The organism is Streptomyces sp. NPDC058246 (genome assembly GCF_042881985.1).
GTDB lineage: Bacteria > Actinomycetota > Actinomycetes > Streptomycetales > Streptomycetaceae > Streptomyces.
In genome coordinates this window covers 19026-41251 of record NZ_JBHVWZ010000009.1, presented here as the reverse complement: position 1 = coordinate 41251, position 22226 = coordinate 19026, and the positions used below count along the sequence as shown (strand labels likewise).

The window sequence follows — 22226 nt, the reverse complement described above, 5'->3', positions numbered from 1 at the left end:
GTTGCGCCCGCCGCCCCCCGCCTTTTCCCACAAACACCTCGCCGGGGGGGGCCAGGATTCTTCCCCCCCCCCCCCCCCACGGCGATGTTGAGTTCGGACTCAGCGGCGGTCGTCGCGCTCCGCCTCCTGCTCCTCGGCCTCCTTGGCCTGGACCTCGGGATCCAGGTCCTGGCCGGTGCCGTCGACCGACGTCAGACGGCCGGCCTCCGGTACCTCGGTGGCGGCGGGCGGCTCGACCAGCCAGTCGGGGTTGGCCTGCTTGTCCCACCACTTCCAGGCGGCGAAGGCGCCACCCGCCAGGATCCCCAGCACGGCCAGCCCCTTCACGAGTCGGCCGGCCTTCGCCCGCCGCTCGTGCTTACGGACCAGCTTCTGGACTTCCTTGGGCGAGATCTGGCCGCGCAGCGCGGCCAGCGCTGCCACTCCGCGGGCTGCGGCCTCGTCCCGAACGGGCTGGGCCGCGGCCACGGCCTGCTCGATCTTCGGCTTGGAGTAGTCGGCGGCCTGACGGGCCGCCTTGCGGGTGCGGACGACGGTCTCGTGGGCGGCCTGGTCGACCTTCGGCGGTACATGAGTGCGGGCCTGCTCAAGGCGCGGCGCGAGGTGGGCGTCGTACTGCACGCGGGCCTGTCCGGCGGCCTGCGACACCTTCGGCGCGAGTCGTACGCGTGCTTCCTGCGCGTAGTACGAAGCCTTGTCCTTGGCCGTGTCGGCGTAAGGCGCCACCACTTCCGCGGCGTGCAGCACGCTGTCCTTCGCCGATCCGGTCGCGGCGCGCACGCTGTCGATGCGGGTCACGGGTTTCCTCCTCCTCGGTGGCGTACGTCGGGGGTGCGGGTACCCCCAATGACACACAATTCACCTTTCCACCCTTGAGCGGATCATGCCCGCCCACGAGGTCCGGGGCATGTGAGAGCGGGCATCCGGGTCACGGGTACTGACTCCGGGTGACGTCGCAACAGGAGTTGGTCAGGTGTCGATCAAGTGCAATAGCGGTTTATTACGGGCAACAGGAGCTTGTCGTCGACAATGCCACGGATCGGCGTGACGCGCCCCTGTCCCGGGGGGACTCGAGCGGATTTCTGTAAGCACGAGGCACGGATATTCGCTCAGAGGTGGTGGCCGGGCGACGTGCGGCCGTGTCCGTGCGAGGATCGGGGGGTCAAAAGAAGGCAACGGAAGGCAGATCGTGGCTGAGCAGCTTTACGCCACCCTGAAGACCAACCACGGCGACATCGAAGTCCGGCTTCTGCCGAACCACGCGCCCAAGACGGTCCGGAACTTCGTCGAGCTCGCCAAGGGCGAGCGTGAGTGGATCAACCCGGAGACGGGCGCGAAGTCCACGGACAAGCTCTACGACGGCACGGTCTTCCACCGGGTGATCAGCGGATTCATGATCCAGGGCGGCGACCCCCTGGGCAACGGCACCGGCGGTCCCGGTTACCAGTTCGAGGACGAGTTCCACCCGGACCTCGCCTTCGACAAGCCCTACCTGCTGGCCATGGCCAACGCGGGCCCGGGCACCAACGGCTCGCAGTTCTTCGTCACCGTCTCCCCGACGGCCTGGCTGACCCGCAAGCACACCATCTTCGGCGAGGTCACCGACGCGGCCAGCCAGAAGGTCGTGGATTCCATCGCGAGCACCCAGACCAACCCGCGCACCGACCGTCCGGTCAAGGACGTCGTCATCGAGTCGGTCGTCATCGAGACCCGCGAGGGCTGAGCCCGCAGGACCTGGTCCGCAGGGCTTGGTCCGCAGGGCTTGGTCCGCAGGGCTTTGAGCACCGGGCTCGCACCGCCGAGTCCATGGGCTCCGCAGGGAACCAAACGCCCCGTTCATCCGTAAGGATGGACGGGGCGGTCCGTTGCGCACCCAGACCCGGTGTGCCCGCGCGCGAGCCGTCGTACGGAGAGTGAGGGGACCCCATGGACCAGCCGCCAGGCAGCCCGCAGGGCCCGCGGGATCAGGGACCGCAGGGCGCCCAGAGTCTGCCGAGCTGCTACCGGCACCCGGACCGCGAGACCGCCATTCGCTGCACCCGCTGCGAGCGCCCGATCTGCCCCGAGTGCATGGTCAGCGCCTCCGTCGGCTTCCAGTGCCCCGACTGTGTCCGCAGCGGCTCCGGCACCGGCCACTCACCGGCGGCTTCCCAGCCCCGCACCCTTGCGGGCGGCACCGTCACGGCCGACCCCCGGCTCGTCACGAAAATCCTGATCGGCCTCAACCTCGCCCTCTTCCTGGTCCAGCAAGCGGTGGGCGACACCTTCACCGACCACTTCGATCTCTTCGGGCGCGCGTGGCTCTCCGGCCACCTCCAGGGCGTCGCCGAAGGCCAGTGGTACCGGATGCTGACCTCGATGTTCCTGCACGGCAGCTATATCCACATCCTGTTCAACATGCTCAGCCTGTGGTGGATCGGCGGCCCGCTGGAGGCAGCCCTCGGCCGCGCCCGCTATCTCGCCCTCTACTTCGTCTCGGGCCTCGCGGGCAGCGCCCTCAGCTATCTCCTCGCCGCACCGAACCAGCCCTCGCTCGGCGCCTCCGGCGCGATCTTCGGCCTCTTCGGCGCCACCGCCATTCTCATGCGCCGACTCAACTACGACATGCGCCCGGTCATCGCCCTGCTGGTGATCAACCTGCTGTTCACCTTCGGCCCGGGATTCAACATCGCCTGGCAGGCGCACATCGGCGGCCTCATCGGCGGCGTGATCGTCGGTTACGCGATGGTCCACGCACCGCGGGAGCGGCGGACCCTCATCCAGTACGGGGTGTGCGCACTGGTCCTGGCCGCTGTGGTGGTCACGACGCTGGTCAGGACCGCTCAGCTCACCTGAGGGGCTGTCCGAGCTCATCCGGGGATGGGCCCGGGCTCACCTGAGAAGGTGGCTCGGACTCGCCTGGGGACCGAGGTTGTCCACAGATAGTGGCGGATCTTGTGCACGCTGTGTGGGAACAGCTGTGCCCCCTGTCGCTGACCCGGGTTTTCCCAGGTCGGACAGGGGGCGAACACGTTTGCGGATCCCGGTAGGTCAGTCACACCGGCGTCAACCGCAGATGAGTTATCCACAGATCGTCTTTCTTTTCCACCTGTGGACAACCGCTGTGGATAACTCAGTGGATAGCCGTGGGCAGAGCTACTGACGGGGGCGTCGCGGACGCCCCCGCCGGCGCTACTTCCACTGCGTGGAGACGCCGAACCCCGCCGCGATGAAACCGAAGCCGACCACGATGTTCCAGTTGTCGAGGGCGTCGATCGGAAGGGTGCCGTCCGTCACGTAGAAGACGACGATCCAGGCGAGACCGATGAGGAACATGGCCAGCATGACCGGTGCGACCCAGCCGCGGTTGGTCAGCTTGATATTGGTCGCCTGCTTCGCCGGGGGCGGCGTGTAGTCGGCCTTCTTGCGGATACGTGACTTCGGCACGAGGGTCTCTCCTGTCGATGCGCTGCGTGGCCGCGCAGGGAACTGGGGCGGGCTCCGGGGCAGCGTACAAGGGGACACTGAGTGCTCCCCCGGGCGTCCGTTAGCGTAGTGCTTCCGCGGCGCCGAAGGAGATAAGGGTACGTTGAGCAATTCTGCCGACTCCCCAGGGACGGGTTCGAGTCCTGCCGGTACGCGCCGTTTCCGGCCCGTACGCGTGCTCACCGCGGCCGTCTTCGCTCTCGCCGGCCTCATTTTCTTCACGAGCTTCAATACGGCCAAGGGCACCAATATCCGCACGGACACGTCCTTGCTGAAGCTTTCCGACCTGATCCAGGAGCGCAGCCACAAGAACGCGTCGCTGGACGAGTCCAACGGCGCCCTGCGTGACGACGTCGACGGCCTGGCCGGGCGGGAGAACGGCGGCACGAAGGCCGAGGCCGACAGGCTCGCCGCACTGGAGAAGAACGCCGGTACTCAGAAGCTCAAGGGCGAGGCCGTCACGGTCACCCTCAACGACGCGCCGCCGAACGCGACGGCCAAGCTGCCCGGCTACCCCGAGCCGCAGCCCGACTACCTGGTCATCCACCAGCAGGACCTCCAGGCCGTGGTGAACGCCCTGTGGCAGGGCGGCGCCCAGGGCATCAAGGTGATGGACCAGCGGCTGATCTCCACCAGCGCCGTGCGCTGCGTCGGCAACACCCTGATCCTCCAGGGCCGCGTCTACTCGCCCCCGTACAAGATCACTGCTGTCGGTGACCCGCAGAAGCTCCAGAAGGCGCTCGCCGCCTCTCCGGCGATCCAGAACTACATGGTGTACGTCAACGTCTACGGGCTCGGCTGGAAAGTCGAGGAGGAGGGGACGGTGACTCTTCCCGGCTACTCGGGCACAGTGGATCTCCACTACGCGAAGCCTGTGGAGTAGCTGGAGCCGCTACCGCTGGGGGGACCTGTGTCGGTGCGTGTGGTCGTCAGGACGATCAGCGAACTGTGCATCACCGTCGGCGCCCTGATCGTGCTCTTCGTGGTCTACGTGCTGTTCTGGACGGGCGTGAAGGCCGACAGCGCGATGAACCACCAGATCGACGTACTCCAGAAGCAGTGGTCGAAGGGCGCGGTGGCCCAGGATCCGAAGCCGCCTTCCCCGGGTGCCCCGGCCGGCACCGAGAGCCCGAAGGCGCCCGGACCCTACGCGTACGGCAAGCCCTTCGCGGTGATGTACATCCCGCGGCTTGGTTTCACGTGGAACAAGCCCGTGCTCGAAGGCACCGCCACGGACGTCCTGAAGAAGGGGCTCGGCCACTACCGGGGCACGGCCCAGCTCGGGCAGACGGGGAACTTCGCGGTCGCCGGCCACCGGCGCACGTACGGGGATCCGTTCAAGGACTTTCCGAAGCTGCGCCGGGGCGACGCGGTGGTGCTGACGAACGGGACGACGTGGTTCACGTATCGGATCGACAAAGGCCCCTACAAAACCGTGCCCTCGGACATTGAGGTGATCGACCCTGTGCCACGTACGTCCGGGTACACGCGTCCGGGGCGCTATCTCACGCTGACCACCTGCGACCCGGAGTGGGGACACAGCCACCGGCTGATCGTCTGGGCACACCTGGATTCCACGCAGCCTGTGGAGGCCGGGAAACCGGAGGCTCTACGCCGTTAGTCTGGTGCAGTACGGCATGAGTCCGATGGTGTGTGAAGTGGCTCCGGTGCCGTGGTGCGACGGAAGGGACGGCATGTACGGCTGGATCTGGCGGCATCTGCCGGGGAGCGTATGGGTGAGGGCGCTGATCTCACTCGTACTGGTCCTCGCGGTGGTCTACGTGCTCTTCCAGTACGTCTTCCCCTGGGCCGAACCGCTGCTTCCCTTCAACGACGTGACGGTGGACAACCAGTGAGCGCGCGCATCCTCGTCGTGGACAACTACGACAGCTTCGTCTTCAACCTGGTCCAGTACCTGTACCAGTTGGGCGCCGAGTGCGAGGTGCTGCGCAACGACGAGGTGTCGACCGCGCACGCCCAGGACGGCTTCGACGGCGTGCTCCTCTCCCCGGGCCCAGGGACTCCCGAACAAGCCGGGGTCTGCGTCGACATGGTCCGGCACTGCGCCGCGACCGGCGTCCCCGTCTTCGGCGTCTGCCTCGGCATGCAGTCGATGCAGGTGGCGTACGGCGGGGTGGTGGACCGCGCGCCCGAGCTGCTGCACGGCAAGACCTCGCTCGTGGAGCACCAGGGCAAGGGCGTCTTCGAGGGGCTGCCCTCGCCCTTCACCGCCACGCGCTACCACTCGCTGGCGGCCGAGCCCGAGACCGTGCCGGACGAGCTGGAGGTCACGGCCCGGACCCACGACGGGATCATCATGGGGCTGCGCCACCGTGAACTGCCCGTCGAGGGCGTGCAGTTTCACCCCGAGTCGGTGCTGACCGAACACGGCCACCGGATGCTTGCCAACTGGCTGATGGAGTGCGGCGACAAGGTGGCCGTGGCGAGGTCGGCGGGGCTCGCCCCGGTGGTGGGCAGGGCCACGGCGTGACCGCGCTGCGCCCCGAGCGCGACAGCTCCCCCTACGGCGGCGAGGCCGCGTACGGGGGCGCTGACGCGTTTGAGGGCGCGGGTGCCTTGGGTGACGCCGGTGTCCTGGGCGGCGCCGGTGGCCTGGGGGATGCGGGTGGCCTGGGTAACGCCGGTGCGCTGGGTAATCCGGGCGCATTCGAGGCGGCGGTCGAGCGGCTCGCGGACCCGCTGACGGATCCGCTGCCCGGGCAGCGGCCGACCGGTCAGCAGGAGGAGTGGTACGACCCGGAGGGGTACGCGCGCGACTGGTACGCGGGGCAGGGGGCGGCGCAGCAGCCTTCGCCATTGCAGCAGCCCCAGCCGGTTTCCCAGCCGCAGCCCCAGCCGGTTTCCCAGCCCCAGCCGCAGCCGGTTCCGCAGCCCCAGCCGGTTCCGCGGTCACAGGAACAGCCGGTTGGGCGACCGCAGCCGCAGCCGCAGACGGTCCGGCAACCGCAGCCGGTGCAGCAGCCGCCGCGCGAGGCGCGGCAGCCCACGCAGCCGCAGCAGGCGTCTCCGCCGCCGTACGAAGAGACGTACTCCCTGCCGTACGAGGAACCGGTCACCGCGCCGTACGAGGAATCCGTCGCCGCGCTCCGGCCCTTGGACGACGAGACGGTGGCGCTGCGTCTCCCGGACGCGCCCCGAATAGCGAAGAGGGCCACCGGCGCGGCCGTACCGGTCCCAGGGGGCCGCGCGGCGCGACGGAAGGCGTCCCGGCGTCACGGGCGGCGTGGAGGCGCTCAGGAGCCCCTGGAGCCCCTGAAGCCCCAGGAGGCCCAGGATCCCCGGGAGGCGGCGGAGGAGGCCTCCCAGGCGCCTCTCAGCCGGATGGAGGCCCGGCGGGCGGCGCGGGCGCGCAAGCCCAGCGCCGGCGTCATCGCGAGCCGGGTGATCGGCGAGGTCTTCATCACGACCGGCGTGCTGATGCTGCTCTTCGTGACCTACCAGTTGTGGTGGTCGAACGTGCGGGCGCATCAGCAGGCGGGCAGCGCCGCGCACCACCTTCAGCAGGACTGGGCGAACGGCAAGCGGAATCCGGGGACCTTCGCGCCCGGGCAGGGGTTCGCCATCCTGCACATCCCCAAGCTGGACGTGGTCGCGCCGATCGCGGAGGGCACGAGCAAGACGAAGGTGCTCGACCGCGGGATGGTGGGCCACTACGGCGAGGGTGCGACGAAGACCGCGATGCCGGACGCCAAGACGGGCAACTTCGGGCTCGCGGGGCACCGCAATACGCACGGGGAGCCGTTCCGGTACATCAACCGGCTCCAGCCGGGTGACCAGATCGTGGTGGAGACGCAGGACGACTACTACGTCTACGAGATGACCTCGATCCTGCCGGTGACGCAGCCGAGCAATACGAGCGTGCTGGACCCGATACCCAAGGGTTCGACTTTCACCAAGCCGGGCCGCTACATCACACTGACCACTTGCACGCCGGAATTCACCAGCAAGTACCGGATGATCGTCTGGGGCAAGATGGTCGAGGACCGGCCGCGCAGCAAGGGCAAGCCGGACGCGCTCGTCAACTGAGAGCACGCACGAGCACGCGTGAGAGCACGCACGAGCACGCGCGCGGGTGCCCGTGAGACAACCTGAGACAGACCAGACGGGGCAGATGCACAGTGGCAGCGAGGACCGACCACGACGAGCGCGCCGAATCCGCAGCCGACGTCGACACCGACGCGCCCGCACGGCGCCGCCGCGGCTCCGGCCGCATCGCGATGGCGGTCAGCGGCCTCGGTGAACTCCTCATCACCGCGGGTCTGGTGCTCGGCCTGTTCGTCGTCTACTCCCTGTGGTGGACGAATGTCGTCGCGGACCGCGAGGCCAACAAGCAGGGCGACAAGGTCCGCGACAAATGGGCGCAGGACAAGGGCGGTCCGGGTGCCCTGGACACCAAGGCGGGTATCGGATTCCTGCACGTCCCGGCGATGAAGAACGGCGAGGTGCTCGTCGAGAAGGGCACGTCGACCACCGTCCTCAACGACGGTGTCGCCGGCTATTACACGGACCCCGTCAAGGCGTCCCTGCCGATGACCGGCAAGAACGGCAACTTCGCCCTCGCCGCCCACCGCGACGGCCACGGCGCCAAGTTCCACAACATCGACAAGATCAAAAAGGGCGACCCGATCGTCTTCGAGACCAAGGACAAGTGGTACGTCTACAAGGTCTACGACATCCTCCCGGAGACCTCGAAGTACAACGTCAAGGTCCTCCAGCAGGTCCCCAAGCAGTCCGGCAAGACGAAGCCCGGCCACTACATCACCCTGACGACCTGCACCCCCGTCTACACCTCCCGCTACCGCTACGTCGTCTGGGGCGAACTGGAACGCGTGGACAAGGTGAACAGCGACCGGACGCCGCCGAAGGAGCTTCGCTAGAGGCCTTGCCAGGCCAGGAGCTTCGCTGAGCGAGCGGTGAACCGAACGGACCGTGCCCCGCCTGGAGGAATCCCGGGCGGGGCACAGTCGTGTTCAGGCTTGCTCAGCGGTGCCTAGCCGGTGGCGCCACCGAAGATGTTCGTACCGCCGTTGTTGTTGCCGCCGTTGTTCCCGCCCGCCGCGGTCAGATTGATCGGGGTGCCCTCGGCGACCTGGCTGCCGGGCTGCGGGTCCTGGACGAACACGATGGCGTTGTCGTCCTGAGAGCCGGTGATGTTGCCGACCTGTAGGCCCGCGTCCTCGATGGCCTTCTTCGCGTCCTTGAGCGTCTGATTCGTCAGGGTCGGGACGGTCACCTGGTTCTGCTGGGCGGCCTTGCCGATCTGGATCGACACCTTGGAGCCGGGGTCGGCCTGTGCGTTGGCCGCCGGGACCGTCTGGATGACCTTGCCGACCAGGTTGGGGTCGTTGGTCTCGACGTCGGTGCACTCACCGACGAGGTTGTTCTGCGTCATCTGCTGGGTCGCCTGGTCGCAGGACTTGCCGGTGACGTCCGGGACGACGGACTGCTTCTTCTTCTTGGAGACGGTGAGGTTGATCACCGACCCCTTCTGCACCTCGTCGCCGAGCCCCGGGTCCTGCTCCAGGACGATGTTCGGTGTCCCCGTCGACTCCTGGTACTTCGTCTTGACCTTGAACTGGTACTTGTCGGCCTCGAGGATCTGCGTGGCCTCGTCCGCGGTCTTGTCGAGAACGTTCGGCACCGCCACCTTCGGCGCTCCCGTGGACACGACCACGTTGATCGTGTCGCCCTTCTTCACCGTCGTACCCGCGGCCGGGTCCTGCGAGCAGATGTTGCCCTTGGGCTCCTTCTCGCAGGGCTTCTCCGTGGACGACAGTTTCACCTCGCTGTTGGTCGCCATCTTCTGGGCGTCCTTCAGCGTCTGGCTGACGAAGTTCGGGGCCTCGAGGGAGTCGTTGCTCGTGCCTCCGCCGCCGAATGCCCACTTGCCGATCAGGATCGCGCCGACGAGGACCAGCACGCCGGCCACGACCAGCAGGATCGTGGAGGTGTTGTTCTTCTTCTGGCGGCGGCGGTCGGGGCGGTCGTCGTAGCCGTAGCCGCCGTCGTCCGGGTTCATCGGGGGCAGCATGGACGTGGCCTGCGCGTCGCCGGACCGCAGGGCCGTCGTCGGCTGGTCGTCGGGGTACCCGCCGTAGCCGACCGAGCCCATGGCGGCGGTCGCCGCGACGGGCTGGCCGTCGAGGCAGGCCTCGATGTCGGCGCGCATCTCGTCGGCGGACTGGTACCGGTAGTCCGGGTCCTTGACCAGCGCCTTCAGGACGATCGCGTCCATCTCGGGCGTGATCTCGGGATCGAAGACGGACGGGGGCTGCGCTTCCTCCCGTACGTGCTGGTACGCGACGGCCACCGGGGAGTCGCCGATGAACGGCGGGCGGACCGTCAACAGCTCGTACAGCAGGCAACCGGTCGAATAGAGGTCCGAGCGGGCGTCGACCTGCTCGCCCTTCGCCTGCTCCGGCGAGAGGTACTGGGCCGTCCCGATGACCGCGGCGGTCTGCGTCATCGTCATACCGGCGTCGCCCATGGCGCGGGCGATGCCGAAGTCCATCACCTTGACCTGGCCGTTGCGCGTCAGCATGACGTTCGCCGGCTTGATGTCGCGGTGGACGATGCCGTTTCTGTGGGAGTACTCGAGCGCCTGGAGGATGCCGATGGTCATCTCCATGGCACGTTCGGGCAGCAGCTTGCGGCCCGAGTGCAGCAGCTCGCGCAGCGTGGACCCGTCGACGTACTCCATCACGATGTACGGAATGGAGGTCCCGTCGATGTAGTCCTCACCCGTGTCGTACACGGCGACGATCGCGGGATGGTTGAGCGAGGCGGCCGACTGGGCCTCCCGGCGGAACCGGGCCTGGAACGACGGGTCGCGTGCGAGGTCTGCTCGCAGCGTCTTCACCGCCACGGTGCGGCCGAGCCGGGTGTCATGCGCGAGGTAGACCTCCGCCATGCCACCACGGCCGAGCACCTGGCCCAGCTCGTACCGGCCGCCGAGGCGACGCGGCTCTTCCATAGCTACCTACCAGCCCTCTCCGTCGGTCCCGACCGCACCCTTGTGTGGTCCGGCGGTGTGCTGTCCGGGCATACCGTACCCGGCTCCGCTTCTGTGACCTGGCCAGAATCGTCACCCGATACAGGACCGGTATCGCAACGTGCACCGATGTGAAGGGGACGTGAGCGGGGTCACTTCTTGCTGTCGATGACTGCCTTCATCACGTCCCTTGCGATGGGGGCGGCGAGACCGCCACCGGAGATGTCGTCACGGTTGGCGCTGCCGTCCTCGACCACCACGGCCACGGCGACCGGCGAGCTGCCGTCGGGGAGCTTGGCGTACGAGATGAACCAGGCGTACGGCTTCTCGCTGTTGTCGACGCCGTGCTGGGCGGTGCCCGTCTTGCCACCGACGGTCACACCGGGGATCGCGGCCTTCGTGCCGGTGCCGCCCGGCTTGATCACCGTCTCCATCATCGACTGCAGCACCTGCGCGTTCTTCTGGGAGAGCGGCTGGCTCAGCTTCTGCGGGTCGGTGTGCTCGATGACGTCCAGGTTGTGCGTGCTCAGCTCGCTGACCATGTACGGCTTCATCAGCGTGCCCTGATTTGCCACCGCGGAGGCCACCATGGCCATCTGCAGCGGGGTCGCGGCGGTGTTGTACTGGCCGATCGAGGACAGCGCGGTCTGCGAGGTGTTCATGCCGTCGGAGAAGACCGACGCGTTGGAGCGGACCGGGGTGAACTGCTCGGAACCGAAGCCGAACTTCTTCGCCTCGGCCAGCATCTTGTCGTTGCCGAGGTCCGCGCCGATCTTGCCGAAGACGGTGTTGCAGGAGACCTGGAGCGCGGTGCGCAGCGTGGCGTTCTTGCAGGGGAGGTTGCCCTCGTTGGGCAGCTTGGTGGTGGTGCCCGGCATGGTCCACGGGTCCGGCGAGTCCGTCTTGGTGTCCGCGTCGGGGACCAGCCCGTTCTCCAGCGCCGCGGCGGCGGTGACGACCTTGAAGGTGGAGCCCGGCGGGTAGGTCTCGCGCAGCGCCCGGTTGAGCATCGGGTCGTCGGGGTCGTTCTTCTTCTGGAGCTTGTTCCAGGCCTTCGAGTCCGTGTTGGAGTTGCCGGCGAACGACGACGGGTCGTACGACGGGGTGGAGGCCAGCGCCAGGATCGCGCCCGTCTTGGGGTCGATCGCTGCGACGGCGCCCTTCTTGTTGCCCAGGCCCTCGAAGGCGGCCTTCTGCGCGGCGCCGTTGAGGGTGGTGACGACGTTGCCGCCCTGCTTCTTCTTGCCCGTGACCATGTCGAGGGTGTTGCGGAAGAAGAGCCGGTCGTCGTTGCCGGTGAGGATGCCGTCGTCGAGGTTCTCCAGCTGGCTGGCGCCGAAGGCCTGGGAGACGTACCCGGTGACGGGGGCCCACATCGGGCCGTTCTTGTAGCTCCGCTTGTACTCGAAGTCGCTGTTGGTGGACTTCGTGGACCCCGTGATCGGGTCGCCGTCCACGATGATGTCGCCGCGCGGTGTGGCGTATCGCTCGATGGTGACGCGGCGGTTCTTCGGGTCGGTCCGCAGCTCGTCCGCCTGGACGTACTGGAGCCAGTTGTCGCGGATGAGCAGCGCGAGGACGAGCAGCCCGCAGAAGAGCGCGATCCGGCGCAGGGGCTTGTTCACGGGCGGACCACCTGGGTCATCTCGGCGTCGGGGTTCGGGGCGGGGGCGGGCGCCGGGCGGCGCGCGGTGTCGCTGATGCGGATGAGGATGGCGATCAGGGCCCAGTTGGCGATGACGGAGGAACCGCCGGAGGCGAGGAACGGCATGGTCATACCGGTCAGCGGGATCAGGCCCATGACGCCGCCGGCGACCACGAAGACCTGGAGTCCGAAGGCACCGGACAGACCGACGGCGAGCAGCTTGCCGAACGGGTCGCGGGCGGCGAGGGCGGTGCGGATGCCGCGCTCCACGATCAGGCCGTAGATCAGCAGGATCGCCATGATGCCGGCCAGGCCCAGCTCCTCGCCGAAGGTGGCGAGGATGAAGTCGGAGTTGGCGGCGAACTTGATCAGCTCGGAGTGGCCCTGGCCGAGGCCGGTGCCGAGGGTGCCGCCGGAGCCGAACGCCCACAGCGCCTGCATGGCCTGCTCGGAGTGGACGACGCCGTCCCTGACCCCGGCCTGGCTGAGCATGTACTCGTGCATCGGGTCGAGCCAGGCCTGCACACGCGTCTGGACGTGCGGTTCGAAGCTCGCCACGCCGACCGCGCCGGCCGCGGACATCAGCAGACCGAAGACGATCCAGCTGGTCCGCTCGGTGGCGACGTACAGCATGATGACGAACATTCCGAAGAACAGCAGTGACGTACCGAGGTCGGTCTCGAAGACCAGGATGAGGATCGAGATCGTCCAGACGACGAGGATCGGGCCGAGGTCGCGGCCGCGCGGCAGGTACAGGCCGATGAAGCGGCGGCTGGCGAGGGCCAGCGCGTCGCGCTTGACCATCAGGTAGCCGGCGAAGAAGACCGCCAGCACGATCTTCGCGAACTCACCGGGCTGGATGGAGAATCCGGCGACCGAGATCCAGATCTTGGCGCCGTAGGTGATGTTGGCGCCGAGGCCCGGGACCAGCGGGAGCAGCAGCAGGACCAGCGCGCCGACCATGGAGATGTAGGTGTAGCGCTGCAGGACGCGGTGGTCCTTGAGGAAGATCAGCACGACGACGAACAGGGCGATGGCCAGCGCGGTGTACAGCAGCTGGCGGGGCGCCGCGTTGCCGGCCTGGCCGATCGACTGCAGCAGCTTGGACTGGTCGAGCCGCCAGATGACGACCAGACCGAGCCCGTTCAGCAGCGTGGCCAGGGGCAGCAACAGCGGGTCCGCGTACGGGGCGAACTTCCGTACGACGAGATGGGCGACGCCGGCCAGCAGGCCGAGGCCCAGGCCGTAGCCCAGCAGGCCCGACGGCACTTGGTCGTTGATGGCCAGGCCTACGTTGGCGTAGGCGAACACCGGGATGACGACGGCGAACACCAGGAGCGCCAGCTCGGTGTTGCGCCGACTCGGTGTGCCGATCGAGCCGATCGTGGACGTGTGATGCGTCGGCGTGTTCGTACTACTGCTCATCGTGTGACAGGGCCCCTCACGGCTGCTTACTGCTTACCGCACAGCGAGACCAGCTTCTGCTCTTCGTCGGAGAGGCTGGGGCCGGGTGTGGGAGTGGGTGCGGTCGTGGACTTGGAGGACGACGGTGCCGAGTTCGACGGGGTCGGGCTCGGGCTGGACGTGGCCTTGGACGTCAGGGAGGACTTGGTGGTTCCCGTGGTTCCGCCGGCCTGCCCTTCGCCGGTCTTGGCGTTGTTCGCGCTCTCGGCCGCGCGGCGCTCGGAATCCTTCTTGCACGCGGAGGCCTGCACCGCGAGCTCGTCGATCTTCTTCTGCGCGTCGCTGAGGCCGCCTTCGGTGATGGTGCCCTTGACCTGCTTCTGCTGGTAGGGCGGCAGGTACTTGAGTTCGATCTCGGGGTGGTCCTTCTCCACCTTCGAGAGCGAGACCCAGGCCAGGTCCTGGCTGATGCCCCGGTACAGCGCGACGTGCTCGCCCTTGGTGCCGACGTAGTACTGCGTCTGCGTCCAGCGGTAGCCGCCGTACAGGCCGCCGCCGATGACGGCGAGCACGAGCGCGGTGTAGAGGGATCTCTTCAGCCACTTGCGTCCGGCGCGCGGTTTGACGAAGTCCTCGTCGGAGTAGCCGCCGAAGCCGCCCGTCGGTACGTAGCCGGTGGTGTCGCCGCTGCCGGGCGGGCCGAACTCGCCGCCGCCACCCTGTCCGGGCACCGGACGGCCGAGGCTGGAGGCACGGCCCGCGGGTGTCTGCATGGCGCCGTTGTCGTGCAGCTGGTGCTGGTTCTCGGCGACCGCGCCCACCACGACCGGGGTGTCGGAGAGCTGCCCGGCGAGGGTGTCCCCGCCGTCGATGTCGAGGACGTCGGCCACGATGACCGTGATGTTGTCCGGGCCGCCGCCGCGCAGCGCGAGCTCGATCAGCTGCTGCACGGTCTCCTGCGGGCCCTGGTAGCTGGCGAGGGTGTCTTCCATCGTCTGGTGGGAGACGACGCCGCTGAGGCCGTCGGAGCAGATCAGGTACCGGTCGCCGGCGCGGACTTCGCGGATGGAGAGGTCGGGCTCGACGTGGTCGCCGCTGCCCAGCGCGCGCATGAGGAGAGACCTCTGCGGGTGGGTGGTGGCTTCCTCTTCGGTGATGCGTCCCTCGTCGACGAGGCGCTGCACCCAGGTGTGGTCCTGCGTGATCTGCGTCAGCACGCCGTCCCGCAGCAGATACGCGCGGGAGTCGCCGACGTGGACGAGGCCGAGCCGCTGGCCGGTCCACAGCAGGGCGGTGAGCGTCGTGCCCATGCCTTCGAGCTGGGGATCCTCCTCGACCATCAGGCGCAGCTGATCGTTGGCGCGCTGCACGGCGGTGCCGAGCGAGGTGAGGATGTCGGAGCCGGGTACGTCGTCGTCGAGCGCGACGATGGTCGAGATCACCTCGGAGCTGGCGACCTCACCGGCGGCCTGGCCGCCCATCCCGTCGGCGATCGCGAGCAGGCGGGGACCGGCGTAGCCCGAGTCCTCGTTGCCCTCGCGGATCATGCCTTTGTGCGATCCGGCGGCGAAGCGCAGTGACAGACTCATGCGCACCTCGCCCGTCGGCTCCGGGTACATCCGCACGGTGCCCACCCTCCGGTCGGGAGCGCGCCGGGGCCCGTCGGGTGGACCGCCGCTGCGTGCTCGCTCCGCTCGCTCATTGTCGTACTACTTCCGCAGCTCGATGACGGTCTTGCCGATGCGGATCGGCGCGCCCAGCGGAATGGGCGTGGGAGTCGTCAGTCGGCTCCGGTCGAGATACGTGCCGTTGGTGGAGCCGAGGTCCTCGACGATCCACTGGCCGTCCCGGTCCGGATAGATCCTGGCATGACGGCTGGAAGCGTAGTCGTCGTCCAGCACGATGGTGCTGTCGTGCGCGCGGCCGAGCGTGATGGTCTGCCCCTGGAGCGCCACCGTGGTGCCCGTGAGGGTGCCCTCGGAGACGACCAGCTTGGTGGGGGCGCCGCGGCGCTGACGGCCACCGCCGCCGCCGCTCGGTGCGGTCTGCTGGCGCTGCTGTGGCGGCGCGGCCTGGCGCGCGGCCTGCTGCGGCCTGTTGGCGTCCCGGCGCGAGCCGCGCTGAGTGACGCGCGTTCCGAACAGGTCGCTGCGGATGACCTGCACGGCCACGATCACGAACAGCCACAGTACGGCCAGGAAACCCAGCCGCATGACCGTGAGGGTCAGCTCTGACATTGCCCCCGCTTCACCCTTCGGCTTGCCGGTAAATGATGGTGGTGCTGCCCACGACGATCCGCGAGCCGTCGCGGAGCGTAGCGCGGGTGGTGTGCTGCCCGTCCACCACGATGCCGTTGGTGGACCCGAGATCCTGGATCGTCGAGGGCGTTCCGGTCCGGATCTCACAGTGCCGGCGGGATACGCCGGGGTCGTCGATCCGCACGTCGGCTTCGGTGCTGCGGCCCAGCACCAGCGTCGGGCGGGAGATCTGGTGGCGGGTGCCGTTGATCTCGATCCAGTGCCGCATCCGGCCGCCGGTCTGGGCGGCGGGTGCCGCGCCGGGCCGCTGGCCCGTGGGCGCGGGGCCGGGGCGTCCGCCGGGTGGCGGCGCGGACGGCATGGGGGGAGCGGCCGCCGGTGGGTAGCCGTAGCCACCACCCGGGGCGCCCTGTCCGCGCGGGGCCATCGGTGCGGGGCCCGCGGGGGCGCGCTCGGGAGCCTGCTGGTTGCTGGAGGAGGAGAGCGTACGGCTGCGCACCCGGTAGAGACCGGTGTCGAGGTCGTCCGCCTTCTCCAGGTGGACCTTGATGGTTCCCATGAAGGTGTAGCGCTGCTGCTTCGCGTAGTCGCGCACCATGCCGGCGAGCTCGTCGCCGAGCTGGCCGGAGTAGGGGCTCAGGCGCTCGAAGTCCGGCGTGCTCAGCTCCACGATGAAGTCATTGGGTACGACGGTCCGGTCGCGGTTCCAGATCGTGGCGTTGTTGTCGCACTCGCGCTGGAGTGCTCCGGCGATCTCCACGGGCTGGACCTCGGACTTGAACACCTTGGCGAAGGTGCCGTTGACCAGACCTTCGAGACGCTGCTCGAACTTCTTCAGGACTCCCATGGGGCACCTCCTCCTTCGTAGCCGTCCTGGTCCTGCGGGTGTTGCGTGTCCTGCTCGGCGTGCGGGTCTTGCGTGTCCCGCGGATCTTGCTCGGTCCGCGGGTCCTGCGAGCCGCGCTTGTTCCGCGGGTCCTGCTGGTACTGCTTACTGATCGTATCCACGCGTCGGGAAATCGGCTGGTTCCCCCTGTCGGCCCGGTCGACTGGTCGTCGACGCTTCCGAAGTCCCCTCCCGAAGTTCCCTGAGAGGCCCCTCTTCGAACTCTTCCCGGCACTACTCCTGCCCTGGATCGTAGAGGCGCCCCGAGACCAGTGTCCCGCACCTGACTGTGCAGCCCGTCCTGCTCCTGGGGAGATGTCCAGGACCGGTACGAGGTTGATACGTGAACCGGTTCTGGCCGAGACGTGCGGTGAGCGCCGTCGCCGCCATGGGGGAGGTGGCCTGCGCGGGAGCCCGGGCGGGCAGCCGTGCGGGGGCCCGGGGGCAGCGGGAAAGGGATGTGATTCCACCCCTGACAGCGTGCTAATCTTCTGCATGTCGACAGGCGCTCGCACCACTTGGTGGGAGACGGACGACACACCCAATGCGCGGGTGGCGGAATAGGCAGACGCGCTGGATTCAGGTTCCAGTGCCCGCAAGGGCGTGGGGGTTCAACTCCCCCCTCGCGCACCAGAAGAACCGACGAAACGGGTCTTCACCAGAGACGAAAGTCCTGGTGGGGCCCGTTTCTCGTTGTTGTGGTGGGCCCCGGCCCGGACAGTGACGCGACAGGGCCCCGGCGGTGAGGTATCTCACGGTCGGGGCCCTGCTTTTCGTGCTGCTGGTTGTTCTGCGGGTGGTGCCGGGGTGGGGCCGGCTCGGTCAGGCGGCCGACCGCGTTTCGCGGGCGGGTAGGGACGCTCCGGGGACTTGTGTGCGCCGGCGGCACAGGTACGGACCCAGGGCAGTGCGTCCCCCAGGGCGAGGCGGGTCGCGTAGGGGGATCGAAAGGAACCGAGAGTGGCCGATGAGCTGATCGATGTGGTGATCGCGGACGATCAGGAGCTGGTGCGGGCGGGCTTCGAGATGATCCTCGACGCCCAGCCCGGCATCCGGGTCGTGGGCGTGGCCCGAGACGGTGTGGAGTGCGTCGAGCTGGCCCGCCGGTTGGAGCCCCAGGTGGTGCTGGTCGACATCCGGATGCCCCGCATGGACGGTCTGGAGGTCACCCGCACGCTGGTGGGCGAACAGACCGACGCTGCCGTGACCAACGTCGTCGTGATCACCACCTTCGACCAGGACGACTATGTGCGCGACGCGCTGCGGTTCGGCGCCTGCGGGTTCCTGCTCAAGGACGCGCCCCCCGCGCTGCTGGTGGAGGCGGTACGGGCGGCCTCGCGCGGTGATGCGCTCGTGTCACCCTCGGTCACCGTACGGCTGCTGCGGCGGTTGCCGTACGGTCCCGTCGACCAAGGGCCGCGGGAGGCCGCCGGGCTGAGCACCCGGGAGACGGAGATCACGCGGCTTGTGGCCGTGGGGCGCACCAACCAGGAGATCGCCGACGAGCTGTTCCTGTCGCTGTCGTCGGTGAAGACCTACCTGGCCCGGATCCAGTCGAAGACCGAGGCCCGCAACCGTGTCGAGGTCGCGGCCTGGGCGTGGGAGAACGGTGTGGTCACCTCACGGGGCGGCCATCCGTGAGGGAGCGGGGGAGCCCTGCCCGCACTTCCCACTGACCGGGGCCCGTGGCACCGGCCCAGAACGTGCCGTCGAGTGCCTCGACGCGCTCGCGCAGACCGATCAGCCCGAAGCCGCTCCGGCCGCCTGCCGGGCCGCCGGGGAGGCGGTGTGGCGTGCCGTTGGTGACCGTGACGTACAGCCAGTCCGGGGCGGCGTCGAGGCGTACGGTCACCCGCTCACCCGGGGCGTGCCGGTGCACATTGGTGAGGGCTTCCTGGACCACCCGATGCACGGATGTCTCGGCCTCGGGGCTGAATCCGCTCGTCCGTGCCGCCGCGGTGGCCTCGAACCGGGCTGCGGGCGCCTCGGGCCGGTGGCGTGTGAACTCGGCGACGAGGCCCGCGAGTTCGGAGAGCAGATCCCCGGGGCGCAGGGGCTCGTGATCGTCCTCGCGCAGAACGCGCACCAGGCGCCGCATCGACTCCAGGGTCTCCGTTCCGGACCGGGCGATCGCTTCCAGAGCCGGTTGGACCTTCTCGGGTGCGCTCGCGTGGACGGTCCGGGCCGCGTTGGCCTGCACGATGATGCCCGTCACGTGGTGGGCGACGAGGTCGTGCAGGTCTCGGGCCAAGGCGAGCCGCTCGGCCTGCCGCACATCCCGCACGGCGCGCTCTCTGCGGGCCTCCAGGGCGCGGATGGCGCAGCCCGTGGCGATGCCCAGCGAAAGGAGGACGGTCAGTGTGTAGCTGCCGGCCACCAAGGTGCCCAGCGTACGGGCACGCAGCGACAGCGTCAGCGCGCTGACGACCAGGGCTGCGACGGTCCATGCCGCGGTGCGGACGGGCTGGGTCTCGGCGAGCACCCGGACGATCAGGAACACCAGTGCGAAGGCCTCCAGGTAGCCGTAGTTCGTCCCGGTCTGCGGCACGAACAGGCATACGAAGGTCAGCGTGGCGGAGGCGACGGCTACACCCGCTGCCCGCAGCGGCAGCGGCGGCGAGAAGCGGGTGCCGGGAAGCGCGAGCGCGGCCAGGGGGCCGGTGACGAACACCGGGAGCCAGGTGGTGGGCGGTGTCGGCGGCCCGGCCATGTGCAGCAAGGCGATGTCGGCCACCCACATCAGGCCCAGGGACACCACTGCGGCCGCGGTGATGACCCGCCGTACCCCCGGCGAAAACGGAAGATTCCAGTCCACGGCATCAGCCTAGAAAGCAGGTGCACTCCCGTGATGTCGGCCGGATGACCGACAGGGCGCGCCACAGTCCCTACCCACGGCTGACGTGGCGGCGGTGGGGCGCGGCGCAGCATGGATACAGGGCACGACGTTCCCCCGGCGCCGGCCCCACCCCGTGTGCCCGTCGATGACGAAGGGCGGTGTGCCCGGACCATTGCGCCGGGTCCGGGCACACCAGGGTGTCGAAGTGTGTGCCGCGGCCTGTGGGGACGGCGCCCGGCACACGGGGCGGGGCGCCGGGCACACCGGGCGGGGCGCCGGGTGAGCGGCCCGGGCCCTGCCCCTGTCCCGTCTTGTCCCGTCTTGTCCTGTCCTGACCTGTCCTGACCTGTCCGACCACGAAGAACGGCGGCCTTGGGCGCTGCCTGTCGTCTGCTGCTGTGCCTGGACGTGCCGTCCGGCCGGCGCGGGCGTCCAAGAGCGATGCCGCGCGGCCGCTTTCCCGTCATTCGTCATTGACGTACGGAGTCTGTCTTTCTCATGGCTACATTCCTGCACCGGATCGGCCGGCGTGCCTTCGAGCGCCGCTGGCTTGTTCTGCTGCTCTGGGCGGTTGTGCTGGGCGTCGCGGGTGCCGCGGCGGCCGGCAGCAGCGGGAGCGGCAGTTCGGGCATCACCTTGCCCGGCATCGAATCGCAGAGGGCGCTCGACCTGCTCGGCAAGAAGTTCCCCGCCGCCAACGCGGACGGGGCGAGCGCCCGCGTGGTCATGAGGGCGCCCGAGGGGCAGAAACTGACCGGCAGCGGCCCTCGGGCCGAGGTCACCGCGTTGGTCGAGGACCTCAAGGCCTCCTCGCCGCGCATCGCCTCGGTCACCGACCCCTTCGAGGCCAAGACCGTCAGCGCCGACCGGACGACCGCATACGCGCAGGTCACCTACCAGGCCAAGCCGGTCGATCTGACCGACGCGGACCACAAGCACCTCGACAAGGTCCTCGAAGAGGCCCGCGACAAGGGGCTGACCGTCGAGGCGTCCGGCGACGCGCTGGCGCCCGCCGCAACCCAGAGCTCCGCGGAGGTGATCGGTTTCGCGCTCGCCGCGGTGATCCTGGTCATCACTTTCGGCTCGTTCGCCGCGGCGGGCATGCCGCTGCTGACCGCCCTCGTCGGCGTCGGCGTCACCATGAGCGCGCTCACCGCGCTCACCGCCGCCCTGGACCTCAACAGCAGCACCTCGGCCCTGGCCACCATGCTGGGCATCGCGGTGGGTATCGACTACGCCTTGTTCATCGTCTCGCGCTACCGCTCCGAACGAGCGGCCGGACACGACGCCAAGGAAGGCGCCGCACGCGCGAACGGCACGGCCGGCTCCGCCGTGGTCTTCGCCGGACTGACCGTGGTCATCGCCCTGGTCGGTCTGGCCGTGGTCAACCTGCCCATCCTGACGGCCATGGGCATGGCCGCCGCCGGCGCCGTCGTAGTCGCCGTCCTGGTCGCCATCACCCTGGTCCCGGCCCTGCTCGCGTTCGCCCCGGAGCGGGCACTCGGCCGCGCCACCCGCCGCCGGACCACCCGCACCTCGCCCACGAGCGGGAAGCCGCCCCTGGGCGAGCGCTGGGCGGGTCTCGTCCTGCGCCGCCCGTGGCGGGTCCTGATCATCGCGACCGTGGGTCTGATCGTGGTCGCCCTGCCCACCACCAAGCTCGAACTGAGCCTGCCCGACGACGGATCCAAGCCCGCGTCCAGCACGGAGCGCAGGGCCTACGACATGCTCGCCGAGTCCTTCGGTCCCGGCTTCAACGGCCCGCTCACCGTCGTCGTCAACGACACCGACCCGACGACGACGAAGAAGGCCGTCGGTGAACTCACCGACACCATCTCCGGACTGAAGGACGTGGCCGCCGTCGCCCCGGCCGTCTACAACCCGGTCGGCGACACGGCCATGGTCAGCGTCATTCCCAAGAGCGCGCCCTCCAGCGAGGCGACCAAGAACCTCGTCAACGACATCCGCGGCCAGGCCGCGGACACCCGTGCGTCCGCGGGCGCCGAGGGCCTGGTCACCGGAACCACCGCCCTGAACATCGACGTCGCCGCGAAGTTCGCCAAGGCGATCGTCCCCTACGTGCTCCTCGTCGTCGGCCTGGCCTTCCTCGTCCTGATCCTCGTCTTCCGCTCCCTCCTGGTGCCGCTCAAGGCGGCGGTCGGCTTCCTGCTGTCCGTGCTCGCCGCCTTCGGTGCCATGGTGGCGGTCTTCCAGTGGGGCTGGTTCAAGGACCTGTTCGGACTGGAGACCACCGGCCCGGTCATGAGCCTTGTGCCGATCCTCACGGTCGGCATCGTCTTCGGCCTGGCCATGGACTATCAGGTCTTTCTCGTCACCCGTATCCGTGAGGCGTACGTCCATGGCGCCGGCGCGCGCGAGGCGATCACCGAGGGCTTCCGCCACAGCGGCAAGGTCGTCACCGCCGCCGCGCTCATCATGACCTTCGTCTTCGGCGGCTTCATCGGGGGCGACGACGCCATGATCAAGTCGCTCGGGTTCGGTCTGGCCGCCGCCGTCGTCTTCGACGCGTTCGTGGTCCGCATGACCATCGTTCCCGCGGTCCTGGCTCTGCTCGGCGACCGCGCCTGGTCCCTTCCCGGCTGGATCGACCGCAGGCTGCCGCACGTCGACATCGAGGGCGAGAAGCTCGCGCAAGCGGTCCCCACGCCCGGTCAACCCGTAGACAGGGAACCTGATTTCACCGGCACCAAGTGAACGAA

The 22226-nt window shown here is 68.9% G+C and carries 20 protein-coding genes and 1 tRNA gene; 11 read left to right on the top strand and 10 right to left on the bottom strand.

Annotated features, from left to right (window positions below; all coding sequences use genetic code 11):
- Positions 1–99: 99 nt before the first annotated feature.
- Entirely contained in the window at positions 100–798 is a 699-nt protein-coding gene (locus ACFVXA_RS15705; protein ID WP_362023621.1) for a DUF5324 family protein, read from the bottom strand.
- 391 nt (positions 799–1189) lie between these two features.
- Between ACFVXA_RS15705 and ACFVXA_RS15700 the strand changes: the two genes are divergently transcribed.
- Both ACFVXA_RS15700 and ACFVXA_RS15695 read left to right on the top strand, forming a co-directional pair.
- A complete protein-coding gene (locus tag ACFVXA_RS15700; RefSeq protein WP_362023624.1) occupies positions 1190–1723 on the top strand; it encodes a peptidylprolyl isomerase in 534 nt (177 codons plus the stop codon).
- A 203-nt stretch (positions 1724–1926) separates the two neighbouring features.
- Positions 1927–2835: a rhomboid family intramembrane serine protease gene (locus ACFVXA_RS15695; RefSeq protein ID WP_383747024.1), complete on the top strand. Its 909-nt coding sequence runs from the start codon at positions 1927–1929 to the stop codon at positions 2833–2835.
- 336 nt (positions 2836–3171) lie between these two features.
- On the opposite strand, the gene crgA is transcribed toward ACFVXA_RS15695, so the two are convergent.
- Entirely contained in the window at positions 3172–3426 is a 255-nt protein-coding gene (gene crgA / locus ACFVXA_RS15690; protein WP_362023630.1) for a cell division protein CrgA, read from the bottom strand.
- A gap of 142 nt (positions 3427–3568) precedes the next feature.
- Between crgA and ACFVXA_RS15685 the strand changes: the two genes are divergently transcribed.
- The 6 genes from ACFVXA_RS15685 (at position 3569) to ACFVXA_RS15660 (ending at position 8363) form a co-directional block, all read left to right on the top strand.
- Complete coding sequence (locus ACFVXA_RS15685; RefSeq protein WP_390025276.1) at positions 3569–4348, top strand: DUF881 domain-containing protein; 780 nt, start codon at positions 3569–3571, stop codon at positions 4346–4348.
- Positions 4349–4381: 33 nt separating this feature from the next.
- Entirely contained in the window at positions 4382–5086 is a 705-nt protein-coding gene (locus ACFVXA_RS15680) for a class E sortase (protein ID WP_383903024.1), read from the top strand.
- Positions 5087–5111: 25 nt separating this feature from the next.
- Positions 5112–5321 carry a hypothetical protein gene (locus ACFVXA_RS15675; RefSeq protein WP_362023709.1) on the top strand — a complete coding sequence of 70 codons (210 nt, stop codon included), beginning with the start codon at positions 5112–5114 and terminating at the stop codon, positions 5319–5321.
- The gene (locus tag ACFVXA_RS15670) at positions 5318–5956 is read left to right on the top strand and encodes an aminodeoxychorismate/anthranilate synthase component II (protein WP_362023638.1); all 639 of its coding nucleotides are present in this window, start codon (positions 5318–5320) and stop codon (positions 5954–5956) included. The genes ACFVXA_RS15675 and ACFVXA_RS15670 overlap by 4 nt, the downstream gene beginning before the upstream one ends.
- A 122-nt stretch (positions 5957–6078) precedes the next feature.
- Positions 6079–7512 (top strand): class E sortase, encoded by a 1434-nt coding sequence (locus ACFVXA_RS15665; RefSeq protein WP_390025390.1) that lies wholly within the window; start codon positions 6079–6081, stop codon positions 7510–7512.
- A gap of 92 nt (positions 7513–7604) precedes the next feature.
- A complete protein-coding gene (locus ACFVXA_RS15660; protein ID WP_389465875.1) occupies positions 7605–8363 on the top strand; it encodes a class E sortase in 759 nt (252 codons plus the stop codon).
- A 113-nt stretch (positions 8364–8476) separates the two neighbouring features.
- On the opposite strand, the gene pknB is transcribed toward ACFVXA_RS15660, so the two are convergent.
- The 7 genes from pknB to ACFVXA_RS15625 all read right to left on the bottom strand — a co-directional run bounded on the left by pknB (position 8477) and on the right by ACFVXA_RS15625 (position 16792).
- The gene (gene pknB / locus ACFVXA_RS15655; RefSeq protein WP_384023284.1) at positions 8477–10459 is read right to left on the bottom strand and encodes a Stk1 family PASTA domain-containing Ser/Thr kinase; all 1983 of its coding nucleotides are present in this window, start codon (positions 10457–10459) and stop codon (positions 8477–8479) included.
- A 170-nt stretch (positions 10460–10629) separates the two neighbouring features.
- Positions 10630–12102: a penicillin-binding transpeptidase domain-containing protein gene (locus ACFVXA_RS15650; RefSeq protein WP_362023644.1), complete on the bottom strand. Its 1473-nt coding sequence runs from the start codon at positions 12100–12102 to the stop codon at positions 10630–10632.
- Positions 12099–13547, bottom strand: coding sequence for an FtsW/RodA/SpoVE family cell cycle protein (locus ACFVXA_RS15645; protein WP_362023646.1), 1449 nt, complete (start codon positions 13545–13547; stop codon positions 12099–12101). Before ACFVXA_RS15645 ends, ACFVXA_RS15650 begins: the two co-directional genes overlap by 4 nt.
- A gap of 26 nt (positions 13548–13573) precedes the next feature.
- Complete coding sequence (locus ACFVXA_RS15640; RefSeq protein WP_383747035.1) at positions 13574–15115, bottom strand: Stp1/IreP family PP2C-type Ser/Thr phosphatase; 1542 nt, start codon at positions 15113–15115, stop codon at positions 13574–13576.
- A gap of 120 nt (positions 15116–15235) precedes the next feature.
- The gene (locus ACFVXA_RS15635; RefSeq protein ID WP_383747037.1) at positions 15236–15763 is read right to left on the bottom strand and encodes an FHA domain-containing protein; all 528 of its coding nucleotides are present in this window, start codon (positions 15761–15763) and stop codon (positions 15236–15238) included.
- 10 nt (positions 15764–15773) lie between these two features.
- Positions 15774–16631, bottom strand: coding sequence for a DUF3662 and FHA domain-containing protein (locus ACFVXA_RS15630; RefSeq protein WP_362023655.1), 858 nt, complete (start codon positions 16629–16631; stop codon positions 15774–15776).
- Entirely contained in the window at positions 16619–16792 is a 174-nt protein-coding gene (locus tag ACFVXA_RS15625; RefSeq protein ID WP_362023657.1) for a hypothetical protein, read from the bottom strand. The genes ACFVXA_RS15630 and ACFVXA_RS15625 overlap by 13 nt, the downstream gene beginning before the upstream one ends.
- 424 nt (positions 16793–17216) lie before the next feature.
- On the opposite strand from ACFVXA_RS15625, the gene ACFVXA_RS15620 reads away from it, so the two are divergent.
- Both ACFVXA_RS15620 and ACFVXA_RS15615 read left to right on the top strand, forming a co-directional pair.
- A tRNA-Leu gene (locus ACFVXA_RS15620) sits at positions 17217–17303 on the top strand.
- A gap of 327 nt (positions 17304–17630) precedes the next feature.
- Positions 17631–18311, top strand: a complete 681-nt coding sequence (locus tag ACFVXA_RS15615; protein ID WP_390025274.1) for a response regulator — start codon at positions 17631–17633, stop codon at positions 18309–18311.
- On the opposite strand, the gene ACFVXA_RS15610 is transcribed toward ACFVXA_RS15615, so the two are convergent.
- Positions 18286–19485 (bottom strand): sensor histidine kinase, encoded by a 1200-nt coding sequence (locus tag ACFVXA_RS15610; protein ID WP_384023278.1) that lies wholly within the window; start codon positions 19483–19485, stop codon positions 18286–18288. The two genes, ACFVXA_RS15615 and ACFVXA_RS15610, sit on opposite strands and share 26 nt — an antisense overlap.
- Before the next feature lie 519 nt (positions 19486–20004).
- Between ACFVXA_RS15610 and ACFVXA_RS15605 the strand changes: the two genes are divergently transcribed.
- Complete coding sequence (locus tag ACFVXA_RS15605; protein WP_390025272.1) at positions 20005–22221, top strand: MMPL family transporter; 2217 nt, start codon at positions 20005–20007, stop codon at positions 22219–22221.
- Positions 22222–22226 lie beyond the last annotated feature (5 nt).

Bases quoted from the DNA above. Each gene is read 5' to 3' on its own strand.
- ACFVXA_RS15630 (WP_362023655.1), bottom strand. From the start codon at position 16,631: ATGGGAGTCCTGAAGAAGTTCGAGCAGCGTCTCGAAGGTCTGGTCAAC.
- ACFVXA_RS15645 (WP_362023646.1), bottom strand. From the start codon at position 13,547: ATGAGCAGTAGTACGAACACGCCGACGCATCACACGTCCACGATCGGC.
- ACFVXA_RS15675 (WP_362023709.1), top strand. From the start codon at position 5,112: ATGGTGTGTGAAGTGGCTCCGGTGCCGTGGTGCGACGGAAGGGACGGC.
- ACFVXA_RS15695 (WP_383747024.1), top strand. From the start codon at position 1,927: ATGGACCAGCCGCCAGGCAGCCCGCAGGGCCCGCGGGATCAGGGACCG.
- ACFVXA_RS15635 (WP_383747037.1), bottom strand. From the start codon at position 15,763: ATGTCAGAGCTGACCCTCACGGTCATGCGGCTGGGTTTCCTGGCCGTA.
- ACFVXA_RS15640 (WP_383747035.1), bottom strand. From the start codon at position 15,115: ATGAGTCTGTCACTGCGCTTCGCCGCCGGATCGCACAAAGGCATGATC.
- pknB (WP_384023284.1), bottom strand. From the start codon at position 10,459: ATGGAAGAGCCGCGTCGCCTCGGCGGCCGGTACGAGCTGGGCCAGGTG.
- ACFVXA_RS15605 (WP_390025272.1), top strand. From the start codon at position 20,005: ATGGCTACATTCCTGCACCGGATCGGCCGGCGTGCCTTCGAGCGCCGC.